Source organism: Streptomyces sp. RKAG293, from assembly GCF_023701745.1.
GTDB lineage: Bacteria > Actinomycetota > Actinomycetes > Streptomycetales > Streptomycetaceae > Actinacidiphila.
Window position 1 is genome coordinate 4,081,583 of record NZ_JAJOZB010000001.1, and the last position, 15,280, is coordinate 4,096,862.

Annotated in this window: 15 protein-coding genes; 8 read left to right on the forward strand and 7 right to left on the reverse strand. The window is 72.2% G+C overall.

What is annotated here, in order from left to right; translation table 11 throughout:
* Positions 1 to 56 precede the first annotated feature (56 nt).
* The gene (locus tag LNW72_RS17915) at positions 57 to 410 is read right to left on the reverse strand and encodes a VOC family protein (RefSeq protein ID WP_250976344.1); all 354 of its coding nucleotides are present in this window, start codon (positions 408 to 410) and stop codon (positions 57 to 59) included.
* A 51-nt stretch (positions 411 to 461) separates the two neighbouring features.
* The gene (locus tag LNW72_RS17920) at positions 462 to 2,036 is read right to left on the reverse strand and encodes a FadD3 family acyl-CoA ligase (protein ID WP_250976345.1); all 1,575 of its coding nucleotides are present in this window, start codon (positions 2,034 to 2,036) and stop codon (positions 462 to 464) included.
* A gap of 147 nt (positions 2,037 to 2,183) precedes the next feature.
* Here LNW72_RS17920 and LNW72_RS17925 point away from each other — a divergent pair, with 147 nt between their 5' ends.
* Genes LNW72_RS17925 through LNW72_RS17935 form a run of 3 tightly spaced genes read left to right on the forward strand, consistent with a single transcriptional unit; the run spans position 2,184 to position 4,604 of the window.
* On the forward strand, positions 2,184 to 3,335 hold the full coding sequence (locus LNW72_RS17925) for a lipid-transfer protein (protein ID WP_250976346.1): 1,152 nt from the start codon (positions 2,184 to 2,186) through the stop codon (positions 3,333 to 3,335).
* A 13-nt stretch (positions 3,336 to 3,348) separates the two neighbouring features.
* Positions 3,349 to 3,843 carry a zinc ribbon domain-containing protein gene (locus LNW72_RS17930; RefSeq protein ID WP_250976347.1) on the forward strand — a complete coding sequence of 165 codons (495 nt, stop codon included), beginning with the start codon at positions 3,349 to 3,351 and terminating at the stop codon, positions 3,841 to 3,843.
* On the forward strand, positions 3,840 to 4,604 hold the full coding sequence (locus tag LNW72_RS17935) for an enoyl-CoA hydratase/isomerase family protein (protein ID WP_250976348.1): 765 nt from the start codon (positions 3,840 to 3,842) through the stop codon (positions 4,602 to 4,604). Before LNW72_RS17930 ends, LNW72_RS17935 begins: the two co-directional genes overlap by 4 nt.
* A 19-nt stretch (positions 4,605 to 4,623) precedes the next feature.
* Here LNW72_RS17935 and LNW72_RS17940 read toward each other — a convergent pair whose 3' ends face one another.
* The gene (locus LNW72_RS17940) at positions 4,624 to 4,884 is read right to left on the reverse strand and encodes a hypothetical protein (protein WP_250976349.1); all 261 of its coding nucleotides are present in this window, start codon (positions 4,882 to 4,884) and stop codon (positions 4,624 to 4,626) included.
* Positions 4,885 to 4,975: 91 nt separating this feature from the next.
* Here LNW72_RS17940 and LNW72_RS41210 point away from each other — a divergent pair, with 91 nt between their 5' ends.
* Positions 4,976 to 5,098 (forward strand): hypothetical protein, encoded by a 123-nt coding sequence (locus LNW72_RS41210; RefSeq protein ID WP_285369611.1) that lies wholly within the window; start codon positions 4,976 to 4,978, stop codon positions 5,096 to 5,098.
* A 169-nt stretch (positions 5,099 to 5,267) separates the two neighbouring features.
* On the opposite strand, the gene LNW72_RS17945 is transcribed toward LNW72_RS41210, so the two are convergent.
* Positions 5,268 to 6,437, reverse strand: coding sequence for a DNA glycosylase AlkZ-like family protein (locus LNW72_RS17945; protein WP_250976350.1), 1,170 nt, complete (start codon positions 6,435 to 6,437; stop codon positions 5,268 to 5,270).
* Positions 6,438 to 6,522: 85 nt separating this feature from the next.
* Here LNW72_RS17945 and LNW72_RS17950 point away from each other — a divergent pair, with 85 nt between their 5' ends.
* Complete coding sequence (locus LNW72_RS17950; RefSeq protein ID WP_250980493.1) at positions 6,523 to 7,167, forward strand: hypothetical protein; 645 nt, start codon at positions 6,523 to 6,525, stop codon at positions 7,165 to 7,167.
* Positions 7,168 to 7,462: 295 nt separating this feature from the next.
* Here the strand turns inward: LNW72_RS17950 and LNW72_RS17955 are convergent, their stop codons facing one another.
* Entirely contained in the window at positions 7,463 to 9,961 is a 2,499-nt protein-coding gene (locus tag LNW72_RS17955; RefSeq protein ID WP_250976351.1) for a serine/threonine-protein kinase, read from the reverse strand.
* Between the two features lie 803 nt (positions 9,962 to 10,764).
* On the opposite strand from LNW72_RS17955, the gene LNW72_RS17960 reads away from it, so the two are divergent.
* Complete coding sequence (locus tag LNW72_RS17960; protein WP_138353567.1) at positions 10,765 to 11,412, forward strand: TetR family transcriptional regulator; 648 nt, start codon at positions 10,765 to 10,767, stop codon at positions 11,410 to 11,412.
* Positions 11,413 to 11,576: 164 nt separating this feature from the next.
* Here the strand turns inward: LNW72_RS17960 and LNW72_RS17965 are convergent, their stop codons facing one another.
* Together LNW72_RS17965 and LNW72_RS17970 are read right to left on the reverse strand one after the other, a co-directional pair.
* Positions 11,577 to 12,083 carry a nitroreductase family deazaflavin-dependent oxidoreductase gene (locus tag LNW72_RS17965; protein WP_250976352.1) on the reverse strand — a complete coding sequence of 169 codons (507 nt, stop codon included), beginning with the start codon at positions 12,081 to 12,083 and terminating at the stop codon, positions 11,577 to 11,579.
* Positions 12,080 to 13,393: an acyl-CoA dehydrogenase family protein gene (locus tag LNW72_RS17970; protein ID WP_250976353.1), complete on the reverse strand. Its 1,314-nt coding sequence runs from the start codon at positions 13,391 to 13,393 to the stop codon at positions 12,080 to 12,082. The genes LNW72_RS17965 and LNW72_RS17970 overlap by 4 nt, the downstream gene beginning before the upstream one ends.
* A gap of 107 nt (positions 13,394 to 13,500) precedes the next feature.
* Between LNW72_RS17970 and LNW72_RS17975 the strand changes: the two genes are divergently transcribed.
* Both LNW72_RS17975 and LNW72_RS17980 read left to right on the forward strand, forming a co-directional pair.
* Positions 13,501 to 13,791, forward strand: a complete 291-nt coding sequence (locus LNW72_RS17975) for a hypothetical protein (protein ID WP_250976354.1) — start codon at positions 13,501 to 13,503, stop codon at positions 13,789 to 13,791.
* 112 nt (positions 13,792 to 13,903) lie between these two features.
* A complete protein-coding gene (locus LNW72_RS17980; RefSeq protein WP_250976355.1) occupies positions 13,904 to 15,073 on the forward strand; it encodes an acetyl-CoA acetyltransferase in 1,170 nt (389 codons plus the stop codon).
* Positions 15,074 to 15,280: the final 207 nt, after the last annotated feature.

Here is a 15,280-nt window from a genome sequence, read left to right on the forward strand (position 1 = left end):
GGCCCGATGCGATCGATACCACTGCTCGGCATCACCTCGCGCACCGCGAGGGAGCCCTACTGGCTCCGCTGGCCCAGGATGCAGAACTCGTTGCCCTCGGGGTCCGCCAGGACGACCCATGCCTGCTCGCCCTGGCCGATGTCGACGCGCTGGGCGCCGTGCGCCTCCAGGCGGGCCACCTCGGCGGCCTGGTCGTCGGGCCGGAAGTCGAGGTGCAGTCGGCTCTTGGACTGCTTGAGCTCATCGATCCGGACGAAGTCCAGTCCGGGCAGGCGATCCGGTGCCGGGCGGATCTCGAACTCGTCGTCGGAGGAGTGGACGACAACCCAGCCGAGGGCGTCGGCCCACCACTGTCCCAGGGCCGCCGGGTCCAGCGAGTGAACGATTACCTGTTCCCATTCCAAGGTCATCCGAAGAGCTTAGACCTGCGAGGTCTTCGAGGAACAGGCACTTTTTCCTGGCTACGCGGGCGGCGTCCGCCCCGCCCCCCGCAGCTCCGCCTTCACCACCTTGCCGCTCGCGTTGCGCGGCAGTTCCGTCAGGAAGGTCACCTCCCTCGGGACCTTGTAGTTGGCCATTTCGCGGCGGGACCAGGCGATGAGGTCGTCGGCGGAGAGGGTGGAGCCGGGGCGGCGGATGACGTAGGCCTTGCCCACCTCGCCGAGGCGGGGGTCGGGGATGCCGATGACGGCGGCGTCCGTGACGTCGGAGTGGTGGCGCAGGGCCTGTTCTATCTCGGCGGGGTAGGCGTTGAAGCCGCCGACGATGAACATGTCCTTGATGCGGTCGGTGATGCGCAGGTTGCCGTCGGCGTCCATGACGCCGACGTCGCCGGTGTGCAGCCAGCCGTCGGCGTCGATCGCGCGGTCGGTCTCGTCGGGGTCCTCGAAATAGCCGCGCATGACGTGGTAGCCGCGGACCAGGACCTCGCCGGGTTCGCCCGGCCCCGCGGACAGGACGCGTACCTCGGTGTCGGGGATGGCACGGCCCGACGTGGAGGCGATGACTTCGGCGGGGTCGCCCTGGCGGCACATCGTGACCGTTCCGCTGGCCTCGGTGAGGCCGTACGCCGTCAGGACGGTGGCGATCTTCAGCTCGGAGCGCAGCCGTTCGACGAGTTCGAGCGGGACGACGGCGGCGCCGGTGACGACGAGGCGCAGCGCGCTCAGGTCGTGCTGGGCGCGGGCCGGGTGGTCGAGGATCGACTGGTGGAGGGTGGGCGGCCCGGGGAGGACGCTGATGCGTTCGGCGGCGATGTTGGCGAGCGCGGTGTCGACGTTGAAGACGGGCTGGGGCACCATCGTGGCGCCGCGCATGAGGCAGGCGATGATGCCCGCCTTGTAGCCGAAGGTGTGGAAGAACGGGTTGATGATCAGGTAGCGGTCGCCCTCGGTCAGGCCGGCCAGTTCGCTCCAGACGCTGTAGACGCGCAGCGTCTGGGCGTGGCTGATGACCGCGCCCTTGGGGTGGCCCGTGGTCCCGGAGGTGAACGTGATGTCCGAGGGGTCGTCGGGGCGCAGCGAGTCCGCCCGGCGGCGTACCGCCTCGCGGGAGACCGTCTCGCCGCCCGCCAGGAAGTCCCGCCAGGTGCGGTACCCCTCGGGAGCGGTGTCGGAGAGCACGACGACCTCGCGCAGGTGCGGCAGTTCGGCGTCGGCGCGGCGCAGCGAGGCCACGTAGGACGTGCCGAGGAAGGTGCCGGTGACGAAGAGCAGTTTGGCGCGGGTCCGTTCCAGGACATAGGCCGCCTCGGTGCCCTTGAAGCGGGTGTTGAGGGGGACGAGGACACCGCCCGCGGACACGGCGCCGAGCGCCGCGACGATCCAGTCGAGCGTGTTGGGCGCCCAGATGGCGACCCGGTCGCCGGCCTCGACGCCGGCCGCGATCGTGGCGGCGGCGGCCCGCTCGACGCGCTCGCCCAGCTCCGCGTAGCTGATGCGGGTCCGGCCGTCGACGACGGCCTCGTGGTCGCCGTACTGTCGTACCGCCGCTCGTACCAGCCCCGGGATGCTGCCCCAGTCCAGGTCACCGCGCATGATGCTCCCCTCAACGGGCTTACCGACTGTCTGACCACCGCTACCGGAAATCCCGGGTCACCTCTGGCCCACCACTACCTGACTACCCGTCAGATTAGCGGTACCCTGACTGGCTGTCAGCAGTGATGACCATGCCGGGAGGTGTCCGTGAGCGGTGCCCTGAAGGACGCGACAGCGATCGTGGGAATAGGCCAGACCCCGTTCGCCAAGAACCTTGTGGAGTCCGAACGCACCCTGGCCTGCCGCGCGATCATCGCCGCACTCGACGACGCCGGGATAGCACCCGCCGAGGTCGACGGCTTCGCCTCCTACACGATGGAGGAGACCGACGAGGTCGAGGTGGCGAAGTCCATCGGCGCCGGGGACGTCACCTTCTTCTCCAAGGTCGGGTACGGCGGCGGCGGCTCCTGCGCTACCGTGGCGCACCTCGCGGCGGCCGTCGCCACCGGTCAGGCGACCGTCGGCGTGGCCTGGCGGTCCCGCAAACGCGGCAGCGGCAAGCGCCCCTGGACCAACACCGCGGTCCAGCTCCCCACCCCCGGCCAGTGGACCCGCCCCTTCGGGCTGCTGCGCCCCGCCGACGAGATCGGGCTGCTCGCCCGCCGCTACATGCACGAGTTCGGCGCGACCCGCGACCATCTGTTCAACGTCGCCCTCGCCTGCCGCAACCGCGCCAACCAGAACCCCGCCGCGATGATGTACGAGCGCCCGCTGACCCGCGAGATGTACATGACGTCCCGCTGGATCAGTGAACCGCTCTGCCTCTTCGACAACTGCCTGGAGACCGACGGGGCGCTGGCCTGCGTCGTCGTCAGCGCCGAGCGCGCCCGCGACTGCCGCCGCAAGCCCGTCTATGTGCACTCCGCCGCCCAGGGCCTGCCCGCCCAGCACCACGGCATGGTCAACTACTGGAACGACGACCCGCTGACCGGTCCGTCCTGGGCCACCGCACGCCATCTGTGGAAGAACTCCGACCTCACCCCCGAGGACGTGGACGTCGCCCAGATCTACGACGCGTTCACCCCGCTCATCCCGCTCTCCCTGGAGGGCTACGGCTTCTGCGGACGCGGCGAGGGCGCCGCGTTCACCGAGGGCGGCGCCCTGGAGATCGGCGGCCGGCTCCCCATCAACACGGGCGGCGGCGGTCTCAGCGAGGCATACGTCCATGGCTTCAACCTCATCAACGAGGGCGTCAAGCAACTGCGCGGCGACTCCACCGCCCAGGTCCCCGACGCCGCGACCTGCCTGGTCACGGCGGGCGAGGGCGTACCGACATCCGCGCTGCTGCTGCGAAGCTGAGGAGCTGACCGCCATGACCGCCCTGCCCACCGAACCCGCCCGGTCCGCCGAGCCCGCCCCCGCCACGACCGGCGACGGACTGCTGCTGCCCGTACCCGACGACGACGGCGCGCCCTTCTGGGAGTACGCGCGCCGCGGCGAGCTGCGCGTCCAGGCGTGCGCCGCCTGCGGCGTCCTGCGCTTCCCGCCGCGCCCCTGCTGCCCGCACTGCCAGTCCTTCGACAGCGAGTGGCGGCGGATGAGCGGCCGCGGCCGCATCTGGTCGTACGTCTTCCCGCATCCGCCGCTGCTGCCCGCCTACGCCGAACAGGCGCCGTACAACGCCATCGTCGTGGAGCTGCTGGACGCCCCGCGGATCCGCCTGGTCGGCAACCTCGTCACGTCGGCCGACGCCCCGCTCGACTCCGTCGATCCGTCGAGACTCCGCATCGGCGCCGGGGTGAAGGTCGCCTTCCACGCGATGGCGGACGGCGTCACCGTGCCGCGCTGGCTGCTGGAGCGGCCGTGAGCGTCACCTGTACGTCGAAGGACGGCGTCGCCGTCGTCACCCTGGACCGCCCGCGGCGCCACAACGCGATCGACCTCGACACCGTCACCGAACTCACCGCCCTGTGGCGGGAGTTCCGGATGACCGACGACGTCCGCGCCATCGTCCTCACCGGCGCCGGCGACAAGGCCTTCTGCACCGGGATCGACCGCTCCGTCGACGTCCCGCAGCCGCCGTCCCCGTACTCCATCGACGATCCGCTGCTGCGCCTCGGCCCCAAGTCCAACGACCTGTGGAAGCCGGTCGTCGCGGCCGTCAACGGCATGGCCTGCGGCGGCGCGTTCTACCTCCTCGGCGAGGCCGAGTTCGTCATCGCCGCCGAGCACGCCACCTTCTTCGACCCGCACACGACGTACGGCATGGTCAGCGCCTACGAGTCCGTCCTCATGGCGCAGCGCATGCCGTACGGCGAGGTGATGCGGATGTCGCTGATGGGCACCGCGGAGCGGATCGGCGCGCGACGGGCCTACGAGACCGGTCTCGTGTCGGAGGTCGTCCCGGCGGACGAGCTGCTCGACGCGGCCCTGCGCGCCGCCGCCGTCATCGCCTCCTACCCGACGGAGGCGGTCCAGGGCACGGTCCGCGCCGTCTGGTCCGCCCGCGAGGCGGCCCGCGCGCACGCGCTGGCGCAGGCCCCGCACCTCATCGCGCTCGGGAACCTGCCGCCGGAACGTCAGGCGGGGCTGTTCACGTCGCGCAGCGGGGAGTTCCGGGTGCGCTGACCGTCACGGACCCAGCAGCTCAGCTGCGGTTGGCGCTCGCGACGGCGCAGTCGGTCCATTCCCCGCTCGCGACGCCCGAGTCCAGCGTCCCGGTGACGTCGACCGTCTTCGCCGAGCGGGCCTTCACCAGGGTGCGGGCCAGGGTGGAGCTGCCGATCTGCACGCCCTGGGCGTTCTTCAGCCGCACCACGGCGGTGAAGTAGTACGACTTGGCGCCCCGGCCGTTGTCGATCCGCAGCTGGGACGTGGGCCGCGCGGCGCCGGAGCTGTGGCACTGCACGACGGACACCTGGTCGATCGCGGCCGGCAGCGCCGTCGGACCGGCCGAACCGGAGGACGTCGGTGAGCTGGTGCTCCGGCGGTAGGTGCTGGTGGACTGCGGTCGAGGGCTGTACGTCGAGGAATCGGAAGTGGAACCCGAACTGGAGCCGGAAGTGGAGCCCGCGCTGGAGCTGGAGCCGGAATTCGAGCTCGACGAACTGCTGCCGCTGTGACTGCTGCTGCAACCGCCCCCCTTGCTGTGACTCTTGCTTTTGCTCTTGCTCCCGCTGAAACCGGTGAGCGAAAGAACGACGACGGCGAGTACCGCGACAAGGCGCAGTTGGCGGAGCTGCAAGGCTGACCATCCCCAGTGGTTGGCAGGAGCGCGTCAGGCTAGCAGCCTCATCGCCCCGCCCGGAGCGCCGCGATCCGCGGCGCCCGGCTCTTCGGCGAATCCAGACTGAAGCTGCGGGCGTCGCCCAACTGATCCCGGACGAACGCCTCCGCCGACGCGACGGCCGCCCGCAGTTCCGCGTCCGGCGCCACCCACGTCTGCCGGACGATCTCCTGCGCCGCCGTGTCGAACTCCCACAGCCCGACCAGCCGCCCCCGGTCCACGATCATGTGCGCGGGCGAGTCCGACAGGGCGCCCAGCGCCTTCGGTCCGGTGAGCTCCGGGCGCTGCGCGTCCGCCGGATCGAGCAGCCGCCCGAAGTCGCGGTGCAGCAGATGGATCCCGTCGATGCCCGCGACCAGCGCGTACGAGGGCTCCTCCGGCGCGGTGAACCGCGCGTACTCCGCCGCCGTCGCCTCCGTCCACAGCAGATCCGTACCGTCGACGGGCCGCAGACCGAGCCCGGCCACCGCGGCCTTGGCGGCGGTCGCCGTGAAACCGGAGAACCACCGGAAGTGCACCATCGACGCCGGCCCGGCCCACCCGAAGTAACGCCGGGCCAGCTCGGCCCGCGCCGACTCCGCCGTCCACTCCCCCAGGTCCAGGCCCCACGCCACATACCCGTACCGCTGCTGGTCCAGCCGCCCGTTCACGGGCACCCGGCGGATCGCACCGCGGGCCTGCAGCAGCCCGAGCGCCAGCGGCAGCGTCGTCGCCGTCCCGCGCTTCTTCCCCGCCTCGCCCAGCCCGCGGACGGCGCCACCGGTCGCGGCCTTGATCGCGGCCGGATCGAGCGGCCGCTCCCCCAGCACGCCCGTGACCGCCTCGCACAGCCCCTCGATCTCCGCGCCGGTCACCCTCAGGTGCTTCACCGCCGCCGCCAGCTCACCCTCGGGCGCCCCCGCGCCCAGCCGCAGCCCCAGCGCGAAGTCGGCGGCCGGCAGCACATACGTACATCCCCGCACCGACGGCAGCTCATGGACCTCCAGCCGCGCCACCGCCGCGTCCACCGCCTCCCGCGACAGCCCGGCCCGCGCGTACAGCCCCAGATACGGCCCGGACCCACCCACGGACCGCGCCCACCCGGTACGCCCCAGCGTCCCGGCCGCCGAACCAGCCGCTACCCCGTCCAGCCCCTGACAGTGCGACCACCACGCGCGCAGCTTCCCGGTGTCCATGGGCCAGAGTCTGCCCCGCGTGGCGAGCTCACGCCGCCCGGCATAGCGTGGGGCACACGGGGGCGCCGAGATTGGACGACGCACGATGATCCGCAACGTCTTCGGGTCCCTCATCGCCCTCCTCGGAGCGGCGGCCGCCGTCTGGAGCCCCTTCCGTGCCTGGTACGACGGCCGTCACGGCTCCGAGATCCGCATCGAAGACCTCTTCAACGGGATCACCACGGACCGGGCCGCCGTCATGGGCTCCCTGTTCCTCCCCATGCTCTTCGCCACCCTGATCACCCTCCTGGGGATCCTGCTGCGCTCCCGGCTCCTCGTCGCCTTCTCCGGCGTCCTGGTCCTCGGCTTCACCATCCTGTGGATGGTCCGCCAGGGAATGGCCGCCGGCTCCCTCACCGCGGGCGGCGACGGCCTCGGCATCGGTGTCGCGAACGCCCTCGGCGGCGGAGCCCTGCTCCTGATCGGCGCCGCCACGATGTCCGGCCGCCGCCACCGCCACTACGGCAGCCCCTCGCCCCACCCCATCGACACCGTGACCGCTCCCCCCACCTGGCCCCCGCCCGAGACCACCCCCGAACCAGCCTGGACCGAGCCCGACGACACCCGGACAGCGACCTGGCCGGCCCCACCCGAGACCCCCCCGGAACCGTCGGGGACCGAGCCCGAGGACACCCGGACAGCGACGTGGATCCCGCCGGAGCACCGTCCGACACCGGAACGTCCGGACTAGCGGTCCGCCTCCTGCGGACTTTCCCCCACCGCAGACGACAGGGTTGGAACGCAAGGTGCCCGGGGGCGGAGGGGCGGGGCACCGCAACCACCAACCCACCCGCAACCGCCAAGCGGCCGCGCAGTGGAGCCCGCTAGGGTCTGTCGTCTGGATCTCCGTGGGGGAAGGAGCGGTGTCCGGTGCGTGCAGCTGCAAGGCGGAGGAGGGAGGCAACGCGGAGCGTCGTCGACCGACGACAACGCGGCAGATGTGCGTGCTGGACACCGCGACGCCGCGGAGATCCAGACGACAGGCCCTAAGGCCGCCGCGCCGCGGCCCCCGTCCCCTTCACCGCGTCCAGCGCATACACACACCGATCCTTGCTGCACGCGTACACGACCCCGTCCGCCGCCACCGGCGACCCCGTGATCTCGCCGCCCGTTTCGAGCTTCCAGCGCAGCTGGCCGCCCCCGGCGTCCACCGTGTACAGGCAGTGGTCCTTCGAGCCGAAGTGGACGCGTCCGTCCGCGACGACCGGTGATCCGACGATCTCGCCCTGGGCGGCGAAGCGCCACTTCGGATTGCCGGTGACGGCGTCGAGCGTGTAGAGCGCGCTGCCGGCGCCCAGCAGCACGTCGCCGCCGGCGACGAGCACCGGTTCGAGGGACTGCCGGGGCTCGGTGGCGACGCGCCAGCGGTCGCGGCCGCTGTGCGGGTCGAGGGCGTAGACGGTGCCGAGGTGGTCGGCGATGTAGATGCCACCGCCCGCCGCGCCGGCGCCCGGCACGTGGGCCGGCGGCCCGAACATGACGGCGGGGGCGTCGAAGCGCCAGCGCTCCGCCCCGGACCTGGCGTCGAGGGCGAGGACCCGGGTGCCCGCGGTGACGTAGACGATGCCGTCGGCCACGACCGGCCGCGTCGGGACGCTGCCGGTGGCGCCGGGGACGCCGGTCGCACCGACCGGGTAGGACCAGCGCTCGGCGCCGGACCCGGCGTCGATGGCGTAGAAGCGGCCGCCGCCCTGGAAGTAGACGGTGCCGGCGGCGATCGAGGGCCCCGACTCGGGGGACTCGAATTCGGTCTGCGCGCCGCCGCGCTCCCAGCGCAGCAGACCGCGGTCGGCGTCCCAGGCCTGGACGCCGCCGCCCCGCGTGCCGGTGACGACCGTGCCGCGTTCGGCGTGCAGCGAGTAGATCCAGCCCTCTACGCCGGTGCGCCAGAGGTCGCCGCCGTCGGCCGTGTCGAGGGCGTAGAGGCTCGGTCCGTCGGAGGCGTGGATGCGGCCGTCGGCGACGGCCATCGTCCAGGCGACGTCACGGGTCTTGAACTGCCGCCGCCCGCTGGCGATGTCGAGCGCGTGCACCTCGAAGGAGGTGACGTACAGGCGGCCGTCGGAGACGACGGGCGTGCCCCACACGTCGTTGGACATGCGGAAGCGCCAAGGCCGCCACTCCCCCGGCGGGGCCGGCGGCTGGGGCTGCTGCACGGGGAGCGCGCCGGGCCCGTTGGCCCGGTGGGAGCCACCGCGGCGCACCCAGTCCGTACCGGGGGCGCCGTCCGGCGGCCGCACCTTGTGGTCGGCGTCCGCGACGCGCAGGCCAGGCCCTATCGGGGCCGAACCGGCCAGCCGGACGGGCCCGTGGGTGTGCGGCTCGGCCACGGCACCACCGCGCCCGCCGACCGGCGCGTTCAGACCGCCCTGATGCGGACCGCCGGGGCCGTTGTTCAGCGCGCCGGGACCGTTGAAACCACCAGGACCGTTCAGCCCACCGGCGCCACCGGGGCCGCCGGGGCCCTGTCGGCCGCCCACGCCGTGCCGGCCGTGCCCGACCGGTTCCGGGTCGGGGGTGCGCGGCGGCTCGGACGGCGGCGGGGGAGGCAGCCGCGGCGGTGCGGTGCTGGCGTTGACGGCGACGGCCGGCCGGCCGCTGCGGCGCTGCTCTATCAGCGCGACCGCCCCGGGCGGCAGCCACGCGGACGCCGTACCGGTGTCGTCGCTGCCGGTGGAGAACAGATGCGGGGCGAGCTGGGCCTGGAGCTCCGCGGGCGTGGGCCGCTGGTCGGCTTCCATCCGCATGCAGGACTCGATGAGGGGCCGCAGCTCGCTGGGCAGACCCGCCAGGTCGGGGCCTTCGCGGAGCAGCATGAAGACCGTCTCGACGGGGTTCGCGCCGTGGAAGGGGGCGTGCCCCGTCGCGGCGAACACCAGCGTCGAGCCGAGCGAGAACACATCGCTGGCGCCGCGCACGCTGCGCGAGTCGCGAGCCTGCTCGGGCGACATGTAGGCGGGTGTGCCGACGGCGACGTTCGTCATGGTCAGCCGGGTGTTGGACACCCCGCTGGCGATACCGAAGTCGATCACCCGGGGCCCGTCCTCGACGACCAGGACGTTGGACGGCTTCATGTCACGGTGCACGAGCCCCGCGCCGTGGATGGACTGGAGCGCCTCGGCGACGCCGGCGGCGAGCCAGCGGACGGCCTGGGCGGGCATCGGCCCGGCCTCGTTGATGATCTCTTCGAGGGAGGGGGCGGGGACGTACGCGGTGGCCAGCCAGGGCACGGCCGCGCGCGCGTCCGCGTCCACGACGGCGGCCGTGTAGAAGCCGCTGACCGCGCGTGCCGCCTCGACCTCACGGCTGAACCGGACCCGGAACAGCTGGTCCTCGGCGAGCTCGGCGCGCACCGTCTTGATCGCGACCCTGCGGCCCGAGGCCGACCTGGCGAGATAGACCAGCCCCATGCCGCCGGCACCGAGCCGGGCCAGCACCTCGAAAGGGCCGATCCGTCGCGGGTCGTGCTGCGTCAGCTGCTCCACCGGTGCCCGTCCCTCCCCGTGGGGTGTTCCCCATATGGAAGCTGATTCTTCCTGGCGAAGGGTCCAGTTGCGAACCCGGGGGCGTAACGACACGACATCTGTCGATTCTGTCGGTACGGACCCCGGGTCCTGACCGGTGTGAACCGACGGCTGACCGGAGCCGGAAGGGACGCGGGACCGGGCCCGAACCGGGCCGGAACCAGGCAAAACCCGGGCCCGGACGCCGCGGGGCGGGCTGCCGACCGATCCACGGGGGGACCTGAGCCCGGCCGACTTCGACCCGACGCATCCCGACCGATGAAGAAGTCGGGACGGCGTGTCGCGGGCCGTCCGCGTCGCGCCAAGGCCGGCGAATACGGCACTTCCGACACTATTCGAACATATGCTCCCTTCTTGAGCTGCGAAGGGCTCTGCCCACAGAAGTTATCCACAGGCTGTTGATAAGATGATTCGCTCGAATGGCGGACCGGAGGCGTCCCGGAGCGGCGGGGCCGGCGCCGGCGACTGAGCCGCCGACAGGTCTGACGGCCAGTTATCCGGCGTGGGCCCGGGAATGTCCGGTGCAGACCCGGGAAGGTCCGGCGCAGGCCCGGGAGTGTCCGGCGCAGGCCCGGGAGTGTCCGGCCGGAGCCCGGGCAAAGCCTGACGGGCAAACACCCCCGCACCGCACCCGAAGCGGTCGGCACCGCACCCGACGCCATCGGCACCGCACCCGACGCAGTCCGGACCGCACCCGGAAACCGGTCGAACCCATTTGCACGAGGCCGAATCGCGCGCTGATCACCCGCCGGTAAACTGACGGCATGACAGGACAAGTTCGCACCGTCGACGGCCGTGTTGCCGGTCGTCGAGGTCAGGCGACGCGGCAGAAGCTGCTCGACTGCCTCGGCGAGATGCTCAGCACCTCGCCGTACCGGGACGTCAAGGTCATTGACGTGGCCCGGATGGCGGGCACCTCCCCCGCAACGTTCTACCAGTACTTCCCCGACGTCGAGGGCGCGGTCCTCGAACTCGCCGAGGAAATGGCCAAGGAAGGAGCGAGCCTCACCGACCTGGTCGCCGGACGCTCCTGGATCGGCAAGTCCGGCGCCCTGGCGGCGGAGGAACTGGTCGACGGCTTCCTCTCCTTCTGGCGGAAGAACGACGCGATTCTGCGCGTCGTCGACCTCGGAGCGGCGGAAGGGGACAAGCGGTTCTACAAGATCCGCATGAAGATCCTCAACGCCGTCACCAACTCGCTCACGGATTCCATCAAGGATCTGCAGAGCAAGGGCAAGGTCGACAAGGAGGTCAGCCCGGCCGCCATGGCCGGCTCGCTGGTCGCCATGCTGGCCGCCGTCGCCTCGCACCAGAAGGGGTTCACCAGCTGGGGCGTCAAACAGGCCGAGTTGAAGCCGAACCTCGCACTGCTGGTGCATCTCGGCGTCACCGGAAAGAAGCCCGTCAAGTAACTCATCAGGCCCCAAGCGGCCCTTGGCGCGCTCCTGTTCACGTGTCCATCCGTCCTGCCACGTCACGCCCAACGCGGGCGCCGTCCGGTCCTCGGGGGAGGTAGCCGGTACGGCGCCCGCGTTCTCGTGCGTGCGGATGCCATCGCTCGATACGTCGTCGGCGGTCAGTCCGCGACCGGATCCGCGCCGCGCGGTACGAGACGGAAGAGCCGTATCTGTCGGTCCACGCGCGCCGCGTAGGACGCGTAGGGCGGCCAGAACTTCAGGACCGCCGCCCAGGCCGCCTCGCGTTCGGGGCCTTCGAGGAGCCGGGCGACGACGAGCAGGTCCTTCCCCTTCCAGCTGATCTCCGCGTCCGGATGCCTGATCAGATTGCCGGTCCACGCCGGGTGATCGGTCCGCCCGAAGTTGCTGCCGATGAGGACGAACGTGCCGCCGTCCTCGGGCATGCACGCCAGCGGCGTACGGCGCGGCTGCCCGCTCTTCGCGCCGGTCGCCGTCAGGACGATGCCCGGCAGCATCTGGGCACTGAGCAGGACCTTTCCCTTGGTCAGCCGGTGCACGACCTTGTCCATGGCCGGGACGACGTACGGCGCGACCTTCGCGAAGCCGCGGGTGGACGACACCTTCTGGACGAGTGGCTTCGAACGTTCCATCAGCGTCTTCTTCATGCCGCGCTCCCGGCGGCCGTCGACTCGGTCGAAGCCGTCGGAGTTTTCGCGGCCGCCTCAGCCGCGGGAATCCCCGGAGGAGCCGTCGAAACCACGGGAGCCGCCGGAGGAGCCGTCGCGACCGCCGGGCCGAAGAGCCCCGCCCGGTCGGCGGCGCGGGCGCGCAGCAGGTGCACCGGGCCGAAGAGCAGCTCGTCGGACGCGGCGCGCTTGAAGTACAGGTGCGCGTGGTGCTCCCAGGTGAAGCCGACGCCGCCGTGCAGCTGGATCGCCTCACCCGCGACGGACCGCAGCGCCTCCAGCGCCTGTGCGAGCGCGAGCGGCCCGGCGACCGGCAGATCGCCCTCGGAGGCGGCGGCCGCCCAGGCGGCGTAGTAGGCGGCGGAGCGCGCCGCCTGGACCTGGACGTAAAGGTCGGCGAGCCGGTGCTTGACCGCCTGGAAGGAGCCGACGGGACGTCCGAACTGCTCTCTGACCTGCACGTACTCCACGGTCGAGGCGAGCGCCTGGTCCGCGGCGCCGACCGCCTCCGCGGCGAGCGCGGCGGCGGCGAGTTCACCTGCCCGGGCGAGCGCGGGCCCCGGGTCGGCCGCCTCGTCGCCGCCGAGCGGCACGGCGGCGACGTCGCGCAGCTCGATGCGGGCCTCGGGGCGGGTCTCGTCGAGCGCGGTGAGGCGGGTGCGTACGACGCCGGCCGCGTCGCCGTCGACGAGGAAGAGCCGGGTGCGGGCGGCCGCGTAGCCGCCCGCGTGGGCGGCGACGAGCAGCAGGCCGGCGCTGTGCCCGCCGAGCACCTGGTCGGCCTGCCCGTAGAGCCGCCAGCCGGCCCCGTCCGGCTCCTGGCGGGCCTGGATGCCGCCGGCGCGGCCGCCACCCGCCCAGCTGCCGTCGTTCGGGCCGGTCAGGCCCAGGGCCGTACCGAGTCCGCCCGGCAGCGCGAGCGCCACCGTCACGGCGCCGGCGGCGATCCTGGGCAGCAGGTCGGCGCGCTGCTGCTCGGTGCCGAGGTCGGCGATGAGCGGGGCGGCCAGCACCGCGGTGCTGAACAGGGGCGACGGCAGCAGCGTGCGGCCCGCCTCCTCGCAGGCCAGCACGAGTTCGGTCGGCCCGCAGCCGGCGCCGCCGTACTCCGTCGGCAGCCCGAGCCCCGGCAGGCCGAGCTGTTCGGCGAGCTGGCGCCACAGGGGCTCGTCGTATCCCGCGGCGGTGCCGACCGCGGCCTTGACCTCGTCCGGCCCGCAGCGTTTCTGCAGCACCTCTCGCAGGGTGCGCCGGATCTCGTCCTGCTCCTCGGTGAACGCGGCATCCATCGGCGGGCTCCTCACAGGCTCATCTGACGGTCCGTCATCTTAGGGAGCGGCAGTCCAGATGCACAGGGCCGGGGAGCACCCATTCCCGACCGGGCATGATGTCCGGCATGAGCCAGAACCCCAGCCAGAACCCCAGCCAGGACGGCAAGACCCCGCGCCCGAAGCCGCAGCGCCCGCGCAGCACCACGCTGCGCTTCCTCTCCCCCGGACCGGACACGTCGACGACGCAGCTCAAGGTCTACATCGCGATCTGGGCCGCCCTGCTGGTCCTGTGGATCAGCGCACAGTTCTGGATGAGCGACATCTCGGGCTTCCAGCGGGTGCTGTACATCCTGCTCGCGCTCGTCGCCCTGACGCAGATGTCCTCGGCGGCCGCCCAGCTGCGCAAGAGGCGCTGAGCCCGGACCCGTCCCACCCCCCTCGCCGCATCCCCGCTCCGGTCCCCCGTTCCGGCCCCCTGTTCCGTTCCCCCCTGTTCCGGGCTTTCAAATCTGATGTACCGTCAGATTCATGGCTGCTGCTGCTCGCAAGGTCGCCGTCGTCGGCGTGGCGCTGTCCGACTGCGGACGGGTCGACGAGGCCACCCCGTACGCCCTCCACGCCCAGGCCGCCCGCCGGGCGCTGGCCGACTCCGGGCTCGACCGGTCGGTCGTCGACGGCCTGGCCTCAGCCGGCCTGGGGATCCTCGCGCCCGTCGAGGTCGCCGAGTACCTCGGCCTGCGCCCCACCTGGGTGGATTCCACCGCCGTGGGCGGCTCCACCTGGGAGGTCATGGCCGCGCACGCCGCCGAGGCGATAGCCGCCGGCCACGCCAACGCCGTCCTGCTCGTCTACGGCTCCACCGCGCGCGCCGACATCAAGGCGAAACGGCGCACCGCGAACCTCTCCTTCGGGGCCCGCGGACCGCTGCAGTTCGAGGTCCCGTACGGCCACACCCTCATCTCCAAGTACGCGATGGCCGCGCGCCGCCACATGCACCAGTACGGCACGACGCTGGAACAGCTCGCCGAGGTCGCCGTACAGGCCCGCGCCAACGCCGCCCGCAACCCCGACGCGATGTACCGCACCCCGATCACCGTCGACGAGGTGCTGTCCGGGCCGATGATCGCCGACCCGTTCACCAAGCTGCACTGCTGCATCCGCTCCGACGGCGGCGGCGCGGTGCTGCTGGCCGCCGAGGAGTACCTACCGGACACGGCGAAGACCCCCGTCTGGATCCTCGGCTCGGGCACCTCGGTCTCGCACACCACGATGTCCGAGTGGGAGGACTTCACGGTCTCCCCTGCGGCGGTCTCGGGCCGGATCGCCTTCGAACGGGCCGGGGTGACCCCCGCCGACATCGACCTCGCCGAGATCTACGACGCCTTCACGTACATGACGCTGGTGACGCTGGAGGACCTCGGCTTCTGCGCCAAGGGCGAGGGCGGCGCCTTCGTCGAGAAGGGCCGGCTCACGATCGACGGCGATCTGCCCGTCAACACCGACGGCGGCGGCCTGTCCGCCTGCCACCCCGGGATGCGCGGTCTGTTCCTGCTCATCGAGGCCGTCCGGCAGCTGCGCGGCGAGGCGGGCGACCGGCAGGTACGCAAGTCCGGCGGGCGGCTGCCGCGGCTGGCCGTCGCCTCCGGCACCGGCGGCTGGTTCTGCTCCTCGGGAACGGTGATCCTGGAACGCGGCTAGGGCCTGTCGTCTGGATCTCCGCGGCGTCCCGGTGTCCAGCACGCACATCTGCCGCGTTGTCGTCGGTCGACGACGCTCCGCGTCGCCTCCCTCCTCCGCCCCGTCCGGGGCCGGGGTGCGATGGCCCGACCGGGACAATGTGTCGCATCGGTCGGAAGAATCACGAAGATCGAAGATCACGAAAGGCCTCTTCGCGGCGTGCGTGAG